The following is a 13,901-nucleotide window of genomic DNA, read 5'->3' as shown; positions in this document are numbered from 1 at the left end:
GGGGCTCCGGCCTGCGGCCCTGCGGCCGGGGCGCGAGCCGGTCTAAGGTTTCTGCCGCACCGCATGGCGAGAAAAGGATTCAGACACCGTGGACATTCCGGCCCAGGCACCGTCCCATCCGTCGCAGGGATGGCCGGCCAACGAGCTCGAAGAAGTGCTCAGCGCCTCGCTCGGCGTCCCCGGGGCGGCCGGCCGGCTGATCGAGGTGCTCGGCCGCAGCCAGGTCTGGGTGCCCCTGCCGAACGGCGGCGGCCCGGACAGTCCCGACCTCGATCTGCCGACGGTCGACATCGGCGGCGCCGCGTTCGTCCCCGTGTTCAGCTCCGAGGGGCAGTTCCTCCAGTGCGTCGGCTCCCACCTCTCCTTCGCCGTCGCGCCCGCGCGCGATTTCGCCCGCGGTCTGCCGCCGCAGCTCGGCATCGCGGTGAACCCCGGCGGCGCGGTCGGCATGCCCCTGCCGCCCTCCGCGGTCGCCGAACTCTGCCGGGCGGGGCGCACGGCGCTGGACGGCCCGGCGAGCGGCGGCCGGGTCCGGCTGTACGAGCCGGACTGGAAGGAGGACCCGGTCGAATTCCTCTCCGCGGTCTCCGCCGAGTTCCAGGCGACCGGGGTGGTGAGCACCGCGCGCAGGGCGCTGGCCAGCATCGAGGGTGACAGCCCCGTCCTGTTCGTCGGCGTCGAGTTCGCCACCTGGGACGGCGCCGGGCAGAGTGCCCCGATGGAGGCGCTCGGCCGCGCGCTGGGCCGGATACAGGTGCCCTGGCCGGTCAATCTCGTCCTGCTGGACGTGGCGCAGGACCCGGTCGGCGACTGGATGCTGGACAAGGTGCGCCCGTTCTACCGGCGCGAGGGCCACTGAGGGCGGGGGACGGCACCGCCACGCGACGCCGGGAAGGTGTCGTAGGCGGCGCATAAGCTGGTTGGATGACGAGGCCGCCCCGTGTGCCCGGGAGCGGAACCACAGCACCGTGAAGCATGCGGCATCAGCGGATCTAAGAGGGGCGGGACCCAGGGTGAGTGCGTCAGGCACCGCGGCGGCCGGGCAGGTCGAGCACATGCTGCGCCAAGTGACCCCCGGGCGCATCGACGCCTACGAGGCGCTGCTGCGGTCCCTCGCGGACGGCCAGGTCTGGATGCTGCTCTGGCACGGCACGGCCGGTTCCCCCGATGCCCAGTACGGCAACATGGAGGTCGACGGCCTCGGTTACGCCCCGTGCGTGACCTCCGCCCAGGAGCTCTCGGCGAGCGGCTGGAGCAGGGCCCACGAGGTCACCACGGGCCGTGACATCGCCCGCTCGCTCTTCCCCGACCGCTGGGGCATCTGGCTCAACCCGCACGCCCCCGGCGGCGGCGTCGGCATCCCGTGGCTGGACCTGCGGCGCATCGCCACCGGCCTCGACCGGATGCCCGCGGGGCCGCTGCGCCTGTCCGAACCCGCCGTCGAGATCCCGCAGTTCTACGCCCTGCTGTCGCAGAACGCCCACCGCACCCCCGCCGTCAGGGCGCTGCGCCGGGCCTGGGTGCAGCCCGCACTCGGCGTCCCCTACCTCGCCATCGGGCTCGACCTCTACGACACCGGGCGCCCGTCCGTCGACGCGGTCCGGGCGATGATGCAGCAGTCGATCGGCGCGGTCCCCGACGGGCTGCCCGTCTCCACGGTCTCGATGTCCGACGAGTACGACCCGGTCGCGATGTGGCTGAAGGCCAACTCCCGGCCGTTCTACGACCGTGAGGCGCACGCCCCGGCACCCGCCGCCCCGGGGTACGGCTACCCGCCCCCCACCGGCCAGGCCCCGCGCGCCTACTGACCGCCCGTCGGCGGTGTCCGGCGGACCGCGCGCGAGCTGAGGACCGCCCGGCGCACGGTCAATTGATGACCTGATCCACGCAGTTGGGCGCCATGTCCGTTATAGCGGATTAGTGGCCGAGAGGTCCGCTCAGTAAGCACGGGTGTCCGGATAACGGAAGCCCCTTGGCAGCATCACGTTTATGCAAACATTCCCCGTCAGGTCTGGCGGGTGATCGCAAAGTGGTTGAAGACTCCACACAGCAGGTGGTCCCTGCCCGGCGCACCCCTCTTTCAAACAGGGTCCGTTCGGCCATACACCGCCACTTGTGTCACGTTTTCGTACGAGCCGCTACAGCGGCGGTCACAGGCCGGCCATCCGCCGGCCGAGAGGGGTCTCCAGCGCAATGACGGCACCGATCGAGACCACCGGGGCGGACGCGCGGCCCGAAACGGTGCTGGAAGGCGCCGGGCGCAAGGAGATCGAGGGCCGTTCGCTCGGCCGGATCGCCTGGACCCGCTTCAAGCGGGACAAGGCCGCGATGGCCGGTGGCATCGTTGTCGTGCTGCTGATCCTCACCGCCGTCCTGTCCAAGCCGCTCCAGTCGCTCCTCGGGCTCGACCCCAACGCGTTCAACCAGAGCCTGGTGGACCCCGTCCTGCTGGCGCCCAAGGGCTCCTTCGGCGGCATCAGCTGGGACCACCCCCTCGGCGTGGAACCGCAGACCGGGCGCGACATCCTGGCCCGCATCCTCGAAGGCTCCTGGGTCTCCCTGGTGGTGGCCGTCGGCTCCACACTGCTCTCCGTCGTCATCGGCGTCGTCATGGGCGTGGTGGCCGGGTTCTACGGCGGCTGGGTCGACAGCTTCATCAGCCGCCTGATGGACACCTTCCTCGCCTTCCCGCTGCTCCTCTTCGCGATCTCCATCTCCGCCTCCCTGCAGGGCAACGCCTTCGGGATGGAAGGGCTCACGCTGCGGATCGCGGTCCTCATCTTCGTGATCGGCTTCTTCAGCTGGCCCTACATCGGCCGTATCGTCCGCGCGCAGACCCTGTCGCTGCGCGAACGCGAATTCGTCGAGGCGGCCAGGTCGCTCGGCGCCCGCGGGCCGTTCATCCTCTTCCGCGAGCTGCTGCCGAACCTGATCGCGCCGATCCTCGTGTACGCGACGCTGCTGATCCCCACGAACATCCTGTTCGAGGCCTCCCTGTCGTTCCTCGGCGTCGGTATCGCTCCGCCGCAGGCGTCATGGGGCGGCATGCTCACCCAGGCGGTCGACCTCTACGAGGTGGACCCGATGTTCATGGTCATCCCCGGCATGGCGATCTTCATCACCGTGCTGGCCTTCAATCTGCTGGGGGACGGGCTGCGTGACGCACTCGACCCTCGTGGCAAGTAATCGCGGCAGGCAGTGCCGCACCGGACTAGCGAGGGGGCTTTCCTCAGCATGCAGAACAGAAAGACAGCGGCTGCCATAGCCGTGGCCGTAGCGGTGTCGCTCGGCGCATCGGCCTGCAGCAGCAGTGACTCGGGCAGCGACGGCAGTGGCGGCGGGGGCAACGCCAAGGCGGACGCCGCTCTGACCAGCATCGTGAACGCGTCCGACAAGAAGGGGGGGACGGTCACGTACGAGCACTCCAGTGGCCCGGACTCCCTCGACCCGGGCAACACGTACTACGGCTGGGTGCAGAACTTCTCCCGCCTGTACGCCCGTTCCCTGGTGACCTTCAAGCCGGCCGCCGGCAAGGAGAGCCTGGAGATCGTCCCGGACCTCGCCACCGGACTCGGCAAGGCCAGCGACGACGCCAAGACCTGGACGTACACGATCCGCAAGGGCGTGAAGTTCGAGGACGGCACGGAGATCACCTCGAAGGACGTCAAGTACGCCGTCGAGCGCTCCAACTTCGCGCCGGAGGCGCTGTCCAACGGCCCGACCTACTTCAAGGCCTACCTCGACGGTGGCGAGAAGTACAAGGGTCCGTACAAGGACAAGTCCCCCGAGGGCCTCAAGTCCATCGAGACCCCGGACGACTACACGATCGTCTTCAAGCTGAACAAGCCGTTCGCGGACATGGACTACCTCGCCGCCTTCTCGCAGACCGCTCCGGTCCCGCAGAAGGCCGACACGGGTGCCAGCTACGTCCAGAAGATGGTCTCCTCGGGCCCGTACAAGTTCTCGGCGTACGACGAGAGCAAGGGCGCGACCCTGGTCCGCAACCCGGAGTGGGACCCGAAGACGGACCCGATCCGCAAGGCTCTGCCGGACAAGATCGAGCTCAAGCTCAACGTCAACCCCACCACGGTCGACGACCACCTGCTCAACGACGTCACCACCGCGGACGTCGCGGGCACGGGTCTGCAGTCCAAGACCCAGCCCAAGGTCCTGGTGAAGGCCGCCGAGAAGGCGAAGACGGACAACCCGTACGCCGGCGTCCTGCAGTACCTGGCGCTGAACGTCAACGTGAAGCCGTTCGACAACATCGAGTGCCGCAAGGCCGTCCAGTACGCCGTGGACAAGCAGAGCCTCATCGACTCCATCGGTGGCTCCGTCAAGGGCGACCCGGCCACCACGGTCATCCCGCCGACCGTCGCCGGTTACAAGAAGTTCGACCTGTACCCGACCGAGGGCAGCAAGGGCGACGCCGCCAAGGCGAAGGAGCACCTGACCGCGTGCGGTCAGCCCAAGGGCTTCAAGACCACGCTGACGGCCCGTTCGGACCGTCCTGACGAGATCACCGCCGCCACGCAGCTCCAGGGCAGCCTGAAGGCGATCGGCATCACCGCCGAGATCAAGCAGTTCCCGTCGGACAAGTACTTCACCGACTTCGCGGGTGTTCCCGAGTGGGTCCACAAGAACAACGCGGGCATGATGATGATGCAGTGGGGCGCCGACTGGCCGACCGGCTTCGGCTTCCTGGACCAGATCGTGAACGGCTCGGCCATCAAGCCGTCCGGTGGCACGAACCTCATGGAGCTCGACGACAAGGGTGTCAACGAGGCCCTGGTCAAGGGCATCGGCACGGTGGACACCGCTGCGCGTAACGCCGCCTGGGGCGAGGTCGACCAGAAGGTCATGGAGAACGCCTCCCTCGTTCCGCTCGTCTACCGCAAGAACCTGCTCTACCGCCCGGACTCCGCGGCGAACGTCACGGTCACGGACGCGTACCTCGGCATGTACGACTACGTGCTGATGACCTCCAGCAAGTAACACCTGTTCATCGACAGCATCCCCTGAAAGGCAGGTGAAGGCGCCGGGCCGGCGGGCGTACCCCGTCCGCCCGCCCGGCGCCGCACGGCTGTGGCTGCGTACATCATCCGACGCGTATTCGCCGCGGTGTTGCTGCTGCTGGTGGTCAGCGCAGTCACGTTCGCGATCTTCTTCCTCGTCCCCCGGCTCGGTGGGCAGACCCTCGACTCGATGGCCGCCCAGTACGTCGGGAAGAGCCCCGACCCGGACGTCATCGCCGCGGTCAAGAAGAACCTGGGGCTCGATCAGCCCCTCTACGTCCAGTACTGGAACTTCATCAAGGGCATCGTCGTCGGCGCCGACTACCAGTTCGGCCCCGACCCGGTCACCTGCAACGCCCCGTGCTTCGGTTACTCCTTCAAGACCCACACCGAGATCTGGCCGCAGATCGTCGACCGCATCCCGGTCACGCTGTCGCTGGCCGTCGGTGCCGCGGTCATCTGGGTCGTCTCCGGTGTCGCGATCGGCGTCGTCTCCGCGCTCAAGCGGGGCTCGTTCTTCGACCGCCTCTCGATGGGTGTCGCGCTCGCCGGCGTCTCGCTGCCGATGTTCTTCACCGGCCTCGTCGTCCTGGCGCTGTTCGGCAACGGCGAGTACGTGCCGTTCGCGGAGAACCCGGTCGAGTGGGCGGGCAGCCTGGTCCTGCCCTGGTGCACCCTCGCCCTGCTGTACTCCGCGCTCTACGCCCGGCTCACCCGGGCCGGGATGCTGGAGACGATGGGTGAGGACTACATCAGAACCGCCCGGGCCAAGGGCCTCAAGGAACGCAAGGTGGTCGTGAAGCACGGGCTCCGCTCGGCGCTCACCCCCCTCGTCACGATCTTCGGCATGGACTTCGCGCTGCTGCTCGGCGGCGCGGTCATCACCGAACGGGTCTTCTCCTTCCAGGGGCTGGGTGCCTTCGCCATCCAGGGCGTGACCACCGCCGACCTGCCCAAGGTGATGGGCGTGACCCTGGTCGCCGCCTTCTTCATCGTCATCTGCAACCTGCTGGTGGACCTCGTGTACGCCGCGATCGACCCCCGGGTGAGGCTCTCATGAGCGAGGTAAGCAAGACGGACTCCCCGGCGGCGGACACGGTCCCCGCCCCGCGGTCCGGCGACGGCCACGAATTCCTGTCCGTGCGCAACCTCAGCGTCCACTTCGACACCGACGACGGGCTGGTCAAGTCCGTCGACGGCGTGAGCTTCGACCTGAAGGCCGGTCAGACGCTCGGCATCGTCGGCGAGTCCGGTTCGGGCAAGTCCGTCACCTCGCTCGGCATCATGGGTCTGCACACCTCCGAGCGGGCCCGGATCAAGGGCGAGATCTGGCTGGACGGCGAGGAGCTCATCGGCGCCGGACCGGAGCGGGTGCGGGAGCTGCGCGGTCAGAAGATGGCCATGATCTTCCAGGACCCGCTCTCGGCCCTGCACCCGTACTACAGCATCGGCGCGCAGATCGTCGAAGCCCACCGGGTCCACAACAAGGTCGACAAGAAGACCGCGAAGAAGCGCGCGATCGAGATGCTCGACCGCGTCGGCATCCCCGAGCCGCACCGCCGCTACGACGACTATCCGCACCAGTTCTCCGGCGGTATGCGCCAGCGCGCCATGATCGCGATGGCCCTGGTCAACAACCCGCAGCTGCTCATCGCGGACGAGCCGACGACCGCCCTCGACGTCACCGTCCAGGCGCAGATCCTCGACCTCATCCGCGACCTGCAGAAGGAGTTCGGCTCCGCGGTCGTCATGATCACCCACGACCTGGGTGTCGTCGCCGAGATCGCGGACAACCTGCTCGTGATGTACGCGGGACGCTGCATCGAGCGCGGCAGCGCCGAGAAGGTGTTCTACGAGCCCCAGCACCCCTACACCTGGGGCCTGCTCGGGTCGATGCCGCGCATCGACCGGGAGCAGACCGAGCGGCTCATCCCGGTGAAGGGCTCGCCGCCCAGCCTCATCAACGTCCCGTCCGGCTGCGCCTTCCACCCGCGCTGCCCGTACGCCGACGTCCCGCCGGACAACATCACCCGCACCGAGCGTCCTGAGCTGCGACTGGTCAGCGACGGGCACTACTCCGCGTGCCACATGTCGCGCGAGCAGCGTGACCGTATCTGGACCGAAGAGATTGCGCCGAAGCTGTGACTGATCTGAACAAGAAGACTCCCGCGTCCACCGCGGCCGGGTCGGACGGATCCGGGTCGGAGCCGCTCCTCAAGGTCGAGGGCCTGGTCAAGCACTTCCCGATCACCAAGGGCGTGCTCAAGCGCAAGGTCGGCGCGGTGCAGGCCGTGGACGGGCTCACCTTCGACGTGCGTCCGGGGGAGACCCTGGGCGTGGTCGGTGAGTCGGGCTGCGGCAAGTCGACCATGGGCCGGCTCGTGACCCGCCTGCTCGAACCGACGGGCGGGAAGGTCGAGTTCCAGGGCCGCGACATCACGCACATGTCCGCGGGGCGGCTCCGGCCGATGCGCCGCGACATCCAGATGATCTTCCAGGACCCGTACGGCTCGCTGAACCCGCGCCACACGGTCGGCGGAATCGTCGGCACCCCCTTCCGTCTCCAGGGCGTCAAGCCCGAGGGCGGCGTGAAGGCGGAGGTCCAGCGGCTGCTGGAGCTGGTGGGGCTCAACCCCGAGCACTACAACCGCTACCCGCACGAGTTCTCGGGCGGCCAGCGCCAGCGCATCGGCATCGCCCGCGCGCTCGCGCTGAAGCCGAAGCTGGTCGTCGCGGACGAGCCGGTCTCGGCGCTGGACGTGTCGATCCAGGCCCAGGTCGTGAACCTCCTGGACGACCTCCAGGAGGAGCTCGGGCTCACGTACATGATCATCGCGCACGACCTCTCGGTCATCCGCCACGTCTCGGACCGGATCGCGGTCATGTACCTCGGCAAGATCGTCGAGCTCGCGGACCGCACCTCGCTGTACGAGGCGCCGATGCACCCGTACACCAAGGCGCTGATGTCCGCGGTTCCGGTGCCGGACCCGCGCCGGCGCGGCGCCAAGAGCGAGCGCATCCTGCTCAAGGGCGATGTGCCGTCGCCGATCTCGCCGCCGAGCGGCTGCCGGTTCCACACCCGGTGCTGGAAGGCCACGCAGATCTGCGCGACGACCGAGCCGCCGCTGCTCCAGCTGAAGACCGGGCACCAGGTGGCGTGCCACCACCCGGAGAACGGCGAGGACCAGGCGCCGGGGGACGCGCCGCTGACGGCCGACGTCATCACGGTGAAGTCGACGCCCGCGCCGGAGCCGGCCGCGGTGGCCGAGGAGGCCGCTGCGGTGAAGGCGGCGCCCTCGCCGTCCGCGCCTGTCGAGCCGGACAAGGCGGCTGCGTCCTCCGCTCCGGAGCAGCCCGCGCGGACCGCCGCGGCCGAGGAGGGCACGGCAGCCGAGGAGGCCGTCGCACCCGCGAAGACGGAGGCGGCGTCCGCACCGGAGAAGGCACCGGAGGCGGAGAAGGCGTCCGCACCGGAGAAGGCTTCCGGCGCTGCCTCCGGCGAGGACGAGGTCCCCGCCGCACCGTCCACCGGTACCGAGGCGGAACCCAAGGAGTAGGACCGGCACAATTGCCCGGTGCTCAACGAACTCTTCACCCCCTCCGTCCAGCATGCGCTCGACATCGTCGGAATCTTCGTCTTCGCGATCTCGGGTGCTCTGCTCGCCGTACGCAAGAACTTCGATGTCTTCGGCATCGCGGTCCTGGCCGAGGTGACAGCGCTGGGCGGAGGGATCTTCCGTGACGTGATGATCGGCGCGATCCCCCCGGCCGCCTTCACCGATCTCGGCTACTTCACGACGCCGCTGCTCGCCGCGGGGCTGGTCTTCTTCCTGCACCCGCACGTCGAGCGCATCCAGGTCGGCGTCAACGTCTTCGACGCGGCGGGGCTGGGGCTCTTCTGCGTATCCGGCACGGTCAAGGCCTACGACTACGGCCTCGGCCTCACCGCGTCCGCCGCCCTCGGGCTCGCCACCGCCGTCGGCGGCGGTGTGCTGCGCGACGTGCTCGCCAACGAGGTGCCGTCACTGCTGCGCTGGGACCGCGACCTGTACGCCGTGCCCGCGATCGTCGGCGCCACCACGGTGGTGCTCTGCATCCGCTTCGACGCCCTGAACGCCTACACCAGCGGCACCGCCGTCGTCACCGCCTTCGTGCTGCGGCTGCTGGCCATGCGGTTCCACTGGCGGGCCCCGCGTGCCTGGAACAGGCGCTCGGCGAGGGCGGAGGAGAGCCCGGCCGTCATCTGACCGCAACACAAAGCTACCGCTCAGTAATACGATCGGTGTACCGTGCACTCCATGGCACAGGCAGCAGCGCACGAGTCGCGCACACAGGCGACCATCGGTGACAGCGAGTTCGACCGCGACACCGCCGTCACGCTCCGGGAGGAGGGCGTCTACGACGCCGAGCTCTCCGCGGGCTGGACGATCATCCACGCGGTCAACGGCGGCTATCTGCTGGCCATGCTCGGCCGCGCGCTCGGCCAGGCCCTTCCGCACCCCGACCCCTTCTCGGTCTCCGCGCACTACCTCACGGCCTCCGTCCCGGGCCCCGCGGTGATCCGCACCCAGGTCGTGCGCACCGGCCGCACGCTCTCCACCGGCGAGGCCTCGCTCTTCCAGTTCGCGGAGGACGGCACCGAGATCGAGCGCATCCGGGTGCTGGCCACCTACGGCGACCTGGACGGCCTCAGCGAGGAGATCCGTACCTCGGCGCAGCCGCCCGCCATGCCGCCGCTGGAGCAGTGCCTCGGTTCTGGAGACGGCACGGCGCCGATCCCCGGCAGCTCCGCCATCACCGAACGGCTCGACGTCCGGATCGACCCGGCGACGATCGGCTGGGCCGTCGGCGCCCCGTCCGGCAAGGGGGAGATGAGGGGCTGGTTCGGGCTCGCCGACGGCCGTGACGCCGACCCGCTCTCCCTGCTGCTCACCGTGGACGCGCTGCCGCCGACCTCCTTCGAGCTCGGGCTGAAGGGCTGGACGCCCACCATCGAGCTCACCACCCACGTCCGCTGCCGCCCGGCCCCCGGGCCGCTGCGCGTCTCCATCACCACCCGCAACCTCGCGGGCGGCTTCCTGGAGGAGGACGCGGACGTGTGGGACAGCGCGGGCCGGCTCGTCGCGCAGTCCCGCCAGCTGGCCCGCGCGCCGCGCGGCTGAGCCCCGCGCCATGATGGTGCGGTGAAGTCCGACCGGCTGCTCTCGATCCTGCTGCTGCTCCAGACCCGGGGCCAGGTGACCGCGGGCGAGCTGGCCGAGCGCCTCGAAGTATCGGTACGCACCGTCTACCGGGACGTCGAGGCGCTCTCCGCCTCCGGGGTGCCCGTGTACGCCGAGCGGGGACGCAACGGGGGGATCGCGCTGCTGCCGGGCTTCCGCACCGATGTCACCGGGCTGACCACCGACGAGGCGCGCGCCCTGTTCGTCCTCTCGTCCCAGGGCGCCCATGCCGCCCTCGGCCTCGACGCCGCGCTCGGCTCCGCCCTGCGCAAGGTGATGGCCGCGCTCCCGGCTCCGCACCGGCCCGCCGCCGAGGAGACGAGCCGCCGCATCCTGGTGGACCCGGTCCGCTGGATGAGCGGCCCGCCCGCGGCCGTCGACGTGGGCGAGCTCCACGACGCCGTCTTCGCCGACCGGCGGCTGCTGCTCCACTACCGGCACAGCGGCACGGACGCCCCGCGCGTCCACACCGTCGATCCGTACGGCCTCGTCGTGAAGGCCGGTGTCTGGTACCTGGTCGCAGACCGTGACGGTGTGCCGCGCCTCTTCCGTGCGGACCGCGTGAGGAGCGGTCCTCACCGATGAGCCCGTGGTGCGCAGGGCGGGCGTGGAGCTCGCCGGCGTATGGGAGGAGCTGCGCCGGCAGGTGGAGGAGCGGCCGGGGGCCGTGCGGCTGCGGGTGCGGGTGCACCGGTCCAGGGCGGACCTCTTCGTACGTCTCCACACGGCGGTGCTGGCCGGGCCGCCCGAGCCGGAAGCGGAGTCCTCGGGGGAGTGGGTGCGCGCCGAACTCGCCGTGCCCGAGCTCGGGTGGGCGCGTTCCCTGCTCTCCTTCGGTGCCCACCTCGAAGTGCTCTCGCCGTCCGGGGCGCGCCGCATCCTCGCCGAAGCCGCTGCCTCCGTCACGGAGTTGTACGCAGGAAGCGGGTGAGGGCCGCCGTCAGCTCGGCCGGGGCGTCCTCCTGGACGAGATGCCCGGCCCCCTCGATCAGCCTCAGCTCCGCCCCGGGGATCAGCCCGGCCAGCTCATGGCCGCGAGCCACCGGGATCCAGGTGTCCTCCGTCCCCCAGCAGATCAGCACGGGCAGGTCCAGCTCCCCGTAGCGGTGCTGGATCTCGTCCGTGAACCGCATGTCGTTCTGGGTGATCTGCCGGTAGAAGGCGGGCTGCCCCGACGCGGTGCACCAGGGCGAGACGAGCCGGTCCAGCACGCCAGAGCTCAGCCCCCGGTGGCTGGCCGAGCTCACGTACTCGGCCACCAGGGCCCGGTGCAGGGCGGGCGGCAGCTGTTCGAAGACCTCGGCCCGGGAGCCCAGCAGCCGGTAGGCGGGCGACCCCCACGGGGCCAGCGCCACGGGGTCGACGAGGGCCAGCCGCCGGTAACGGGCGCCGTGCAGCAGTCGGGCGCGCAGGGCGACGCAGCCACCGAAGTCGTGGGCGGCCACGGCGGGTTCCACCAGCTCCCAGTGGTCCAGGAGCTCGGTGAGCACCCAGGCCTGGGCCCGCAGGGTCACGTCCTGGCCGGCGTACTGCGCGGAGGCGCCGTAACCCGGCAGGTCCCACACGTACACCCGGTGGTCCTGGGCCAGGGCCCTGGCGACCGAGCGCCAGACGTACGAGGAGAACGGGGTGCCGTGCACCAGGACGACGGGCGGAGCCTGCTCGGGCCCGAGCGCGGCCCAGCGCACCTCGCCGGAGGAACTGCTGAAGGTCCGGTCCAGGGGCCAGTCGCTCATGGGGCCGACCCTACGGCTTGTCCAGCCAGTGGGCCCTGCCCACGGTGACCAGCCGCAGCCTGCGCCGCGCCACCCGTACGACCTCCCGCTCGCCCTCGGGGCCCGCGTCCAGCAGTGCCGACGCGGTGAGCACCATGTGGTCGACGTACAGCCCGCCGAGCATCAGCAGGTCCTCCCTCTCCCACCCCGCCGACTCCGGTTCCTCGCCCAGGACCTGGGCCACCTCCTGGGCGAAGAGGCGCAGCTGGGCGGCGATGGCCTCGCGGACCCGGCTTACTCCGCCGTGCTGCTCACGGGCGATGAAGCGGAAGTGGGCCGGCTGCGCCGTGACGTGACGGGCTATCAGGCCGACGCTGCGGTCCAGCCGTTCCTCGCTGTCGCCGGTCTCGGCGAGGATCGCGCCGATCATGCCGTGCAGGCTGCCCAGGGTCTCCTCGACGAGCGCGACGCCGAGCGCCGCCGTGTCGTCGAAGTGCCGGTAGAAGGCGGTGGGGGCCACTCCCACGGCGCGCGTCACCTCGCGCAGGCCCAGGCTGCTCAGGCTCTGGTGCTCCAGCAGCCCCAGCGCCGCGTCGAGCAGTGCCTGACGCGTCTTCAGCTTCTGGGCCTGGCGGACGCCGATGGTGTGACTCATGCCATTCAGTAAACAACCGTTCTCCGAGTCTCGGAAGGGGTAGGAGGTCTAGACTCGTAAGTCAGTGAACAGTCGTACTCTCAAAGTTCGAGGAAAGGAGACCGGACATGTTCGTCCTCGTCGCCGCACTGCTCCTGCTGGGGGTCGTCCTCGGAGCGGTGGCGCACCTTCCCCTCCCTCTGACCCTGACCGCCGCGGCGGTGATCGGCCTGTGGCTGGCCGTCTTCGGCGTCCGTGAGCACCTCGCCCGTCGCACCCGCTGACGAAGGAGTCCGCACCATGACACTCACCACCGCACGCACCAGCCGTCCCACCCGTACCCGTACGACCGGGCGCGAGGCCGACGGTCTCGCCGTCGCCTCCTTCGTGCTCGGGCTGCTCGGCCTCCTGGTGATGAACATCCTGCTCGGGCCCGTCGCCATCGTCATGGCGCTGATCGCGCTCGCGCGCTCCACCACCCGCCGTGGCCGTGCGCTCCTCGGACTCGCCCTCGGCGTCGCCGACCTGGTCGTCCTCGCCGTCCTCGTCACCGGCAACGGCACGGTCTCCTGGAGCCTCACCGGCTGACGCCCCGGCGCCCCGTAGCGACGGCCCCGGAGGACCTACGCGCCGACCGACCGCCAGATCCGGTCCGGCAGGAGGCGGGCGGCCTCGTCGAGGTCGACGTCGTCGATGCCCGACAGCGAACGGCGGGCGACGGCGACGACGGGTCCCATGAGCAGTGACTCGATCAACGGCGCGGGCAGCGGGGCGAGTTCCCCCGCATCGATACCGAGCTGTATCCAGCGGGCCACTTCGGAGACCCTGGCCTCCTGTGCGTCGCGGAACTCCCTGCCCCGCGCCATGCCCTTGCGGTCGGCGAGGGGGGAGTGCAGCAGCAGGGCGGGACCGGGGTGCTCCTGGACGAAGGCCAGATAGGCTCGCACCGCGCCCGCCACACCCGCGCGCGCCCCGTCCGCGCCCTGGAGGGCCCCGGTCAGCTCGCCGAGCAGCCGGTCCAGCCAGCGGTGGCTGAGAGCGCCGATGAGGCCGTCGAGGCTGCCGAAGTGGTGGTAGAGACTGCCCAGACTGACGCCGCTCTCCCGGACGACGGCGTTGACCGTGAGTCCCTGCTCGCCCGACGTGACGAACACCCGCAGCGCGGCGTCCAGGAGCAGATCGGACGTGACCTCGCCGCGGTGCTGCTTGGGGCTCATCGACTGGCCGTCCCTGTGGTTCGTGAGGCGGGGGTCATCCGGGGTGAATTTCCGGAGTGACTTTCCAGAAGTCGCTCCCTCCTCAAGTATCCACTGGT

The 13,901-nt window shown here is 70.2% G+C and carries 14 protein-coding genes and 1 pseudogene; 12 read left to right on the top strand and 3 right to left on the bottom strand.

Annotated elements, in window-relative coordinates; genetic code table 11:
• The first annotated feature begins 88 nt into the window (after nucleotides 1-88).
• From ACFY8O_RS01390 to ACFY8O_RS01345, 10 genes and pseudogenes are all read left to right on the top strand, one after another.
• Nucleotides 89-859, top strand: a complete 771-nt coding sequence (locus ACFY8O_RS01390) for an enhanced serine sensitivity protein SseB (protein WP_145802968.1) — start codon at nucleotides 89-91, stop codon at nucleotides 857-859.
• A 154-nt stretch (nucleotides 860-1,013) separates the two neighbouring features.
• Nucleotides 1,014-1,808 (top strand): enhanced serine sensitivity protein SseB C-terminal domain-containing protein, encoded by a 795-nt coding sequence (locus tag ACFY8O_RS01385; RefSeq protein WP_145802966.1) that lies wholly within the window; start codon nucleotides 1,014-1,016, stop codon nucleotides 1,806-1,808.
• A 385-nt stretch (nucleotides 1,809-2,193) separates the two neighbouring features.
• Nucleotides 2,194-3,186 (top strand): ABC transporter permease, encoded by a 993-nt coding sequence (locus tag ACFY8O_RS01380; RefSeq protein WP_145802964.1) that lies wholly within the window; start codon nucleotides 2,194-2,196, stop codon nucleotides 3,184-3,186.
• 48 nt (nucleotides 3,187-3,234) lie between these two features.
• Nucleotides 3,235-4,995, top strand: a complete 1,761-nt coding sequence (locus ACFY8O_RS01375) for an ABC transporter substrate-binding protein (protein ID WP_387897700.1) — start codon at nucleotides 3,235-3,237, stop codon at nucleotides 4,993-4,995.
• A gap of 90 nt (nucleotides 4,996-5,085) precedes the next feature.
• Nucleotides 5,086-6,075: an ABC transporter permease gene (locus tag ACFY8O_RS01370; protein ID WP_145802960.1), complete on the top strand. Its 990-nt coding sequence runs from the start codon at nucleotides 5,086-5,088 to the stop codon at nucleotides 6,073-6,075.
• Nucleotides 6,072-7,160: an ABC transporter ATP-binding protein gene (locus ACFY8O_RS01365; RefSeq protein WP_387897697.1), complete on the top strand. Its 1,089-nt coding sequence runs from the start codon at nucleotides 6,072-6,074 to the stop codon at nucleotides 7,158-7,160. The genes ACFY8O_RS01370 and ACFY8O_RS01365 overlap by 4 nt, the downstream gene beginning before the upstream one ends.
• Nucleotides 7,157-8,572 (top strand): dipeptide ABC transporter ATP-binding protein, encoded by a 1,416-nt coding sequence (locus ACFY8O_RS01360; RefSeq protein ID WP_387897694.1) that lies wholly within the window; start codon nucleotides 7,157-7,159, stop codon nucleotides 8,570-8,572. The genes ACFY8O_RS01365 and ACFY8O_RS01360 overlap by 4 nt, the downstream gene beginning before the upstream one ends.
• Before the next feature lie 18 nt (nucleotides 8,573-8,590).
• Nucleotides 8,591-9,262, top strand: a complete 672-nt coding sequence (locus ACFY8O_RS01355; RefSeq protein ID WP_145802954.1) for a trimeric intracellular cation channel family protein — start codon at nucleotides 8,591-8,593, stop codon at nucleotides 9,260-9,262.
• A gap of 51 nt (nucleotides 9,263-9,313) precedes the next feature.
• Nucleotides 9,314-10,177, top strand: coding sequence for a thioesterase family protein (locus tag ACFY8O_RS01350; protein ID WP_145802952.1), 864 nt, complete (start codon nucleotides 9,314-9,316; stop codon nucleotides 10,175-10,177).
• A gap of 21 nt (nucleotides 10,178-10,198) precedes the next feature.
• Nucleotides 10,199-11,168, top strand: a pseudogene (locus ACFY8O_RS01345) (helix-turn-helix transcriptional regulator).
• Here the strand turns inward: ACFY8O_RS01345 and ACFY8O_RS01340 are convergent.
• Both ACFY8O_RS01340 and ACFY8O_RS01335 read right to left on the bottom strand, forming a co-directional pair.
• The gene (locus ACFY8O_RS01340) at nucleotides 11,140-11,973 is read right to left on the bottom strand and encodes an alpha/beta fold hydrolase (protein ID WP_387897689.1); all 834 of its coding nucleotides are present in this window, start codon (nucleotides 11,971-11,973) and stop codon (nucleotides 11,140-11,142) included. The pseudogene ACFY8O_RS01345 and the gene ACFY8O_RS01340 sit on opposite strands and share 29 nt — an antisense overlap.
• A gap of 10 nt (nucleotides 11,974-11,983) precedes the next feature.
• Entirely contained in the window at nucleotides 11,984-12,607 is a 624-nt protein-coding gene (locus tag ACFY8O_RS01335) for a TetR family transcriptional regulator (RefSeq protein ID WP_387897686.1), read from the bottom strand.
• Between the two features lie 107 nt (nucleotides 12,608-12,714).
• Between ACFY8O_RS01335 and ACFY8O_RS01330 the strand changes: the two genes are divergently transcribed.
• Nucleotides 12,715-12,870: a hypothetical protein gene (locus tag ACFY8O_RS01330; protein WP_167526132.1), complete on the top strand. Its 156-nt coding sequence runs from the start codon at nucleotides 12,715-12,717 to the stop codon at nucleotides 12,868-12,870.
• A gap of 16 nt (nucleotides 12,871-12,886) precedes the next feature.
• Nucleotides 12,887-13,174, top strand: coding sequence for a DUF4190 domain-containing protein (locus ACFY8O_RS01325; RefSeq protein ID WP_387897683.1), 288 nt, complete (start codon nucleotides 12,887-12,889; stop codon nucleotides 13,172-13,174).
• A 35-nt stretch (nucleotides 13,175-13,209) separates the two neighbouring features.
• On the opposite strand, the gene ACFY8O_RS01320 is transcribed toward ACFY8O_RS01325, so the two are convergent.
• Nucleotides 13,210-13,803: a TetR/AcrR family transcriptional regulator gene (locus tag ACFY8O_RS01320; protein ID WP_145802944.1), complete on the bottom strand. Its 594-nt coding sequence runs from the start codon at nucleotides 13,801-13,803 to the stop codon at nucleotides 13,210-13,212.
• Nucleotides 13,804-13,901 lie beyond the last annotated feature (98 nt).

Origin of the sequence: Streptomyces argenteolus, from assembly GCF_042902585.1 — a bacterium.
In the GTDB taxonomy this organism is placed as follows: Bacteria; Actinomycetota; Actinomycetes; order Streptomycetales; family Streptomycetaceae; genus Streptomyces; species Streptomyces argenteolus.
The sequence above is the reverse complement of the archived record's forward strand: the minus strand, read 5'-3'. Positions and strand labels throughout refer to the sequence as shown.